This window comes from Bittarella massiliensis (ex Durand et al. 2017) (genome assembly GCF_001486165.1).
In the GTDB taxonomy this organism is placed as follows: Bacteria; Bacillota; Clostridia; order Oscillospirales; family Ruminococcaceae; genus Bittarella; species Bittarella massiliensis.
Window position 1 is genome coordinate 1 of sequence record NZ_LN908972.1, and the last position, 871, is coordinate 871.

Annotated in this window: 1 protein-coding gene; it reads left to right on the forward strand. The window is 72.0% G+C overall.

The annotated features are described in order from the left end of the window. Positions 1-117 precede the first annotated feature (117 nt). On the forward strand, positions 118-871 hold a 754-nt coding region (locus BN3266_RS00020; RefSeq protein WP_278275363.1), incomplete at its 3' end, for an alkyl sulfatase dimerization domain-containing protein.

Consider the following 871-nt stretch of genomic DNA (forward strand, 5'->3'; position numbering starts at 1 on the left):
CCGATCTACCCACGTCCCCCCCCCTCCGCTGTTCCGATGGGCACGTTCCGATAGCGAGAAAAAGAGGGTTACGAGGGCGAACCCAACCTCTACGGGATGTTTTTTAACCACATCTAGATGTGTAGAAGAGACGGCGGCCGCGGCGGGGAGGTGGGCCGGATCGGCGGGCTGCGGGGGGACCGCCAGTGGGGCTTCTCCCTCACCCCGGAGGAGGCCATCTCCATGGGGGCCGGCCCCCTGGGGGAGCGGGGGGGCAAGCCCTGCCCCCTGCCGGTGACCCGGTGGATGGAGGGGACGGAGCTGGCCCTCGACCTGGACGGGGTGCCCGCCGTCCTCCTGGCCGCCCAGGGGGAGACCGACGACCAGACCTACCTCTGGCTGCCCGAGGACAGGGTGGTCTGCTGCGGCGACAACTACTACCAGTCCTGGCCCAACACCGCTCCCATCCGGGGCGGCCAGTACCGGGACGTGGCGGCCTGGGTGCGCTCCCTGGACAAACTGCTGACCCTCCCGGCCGAACACCTGCTGCCCGGCCACACCCGGGCGCTTCACGGGACCGCCGCCATCCGGGAGGAGATCGCCCTCTACCGCGACGCCCTCTCCTGGGTGCTGGACGAGACCCTGCGGCTGTTGGACGAGGGGCTCACCTTTGACCAGGTGGCCGCCGCCGTCGCCCTGCCCGAGCGGTGGCGGGGCCAGCCGGCCCTGGACGAGTTCTACGGCTCGGTGGCCTGGACGGTGCGGGGCATCTGTGCGGGCTATCTGGGCTGGTTTGACGGCGACCCCGCCGACCTCTCCCCCCTGGCCCCGGACGACCGGGCCCGGCGGGAGGTGGCGCTGATGGGCGGCGCCGGGCAGGTGTCCGCTGCCG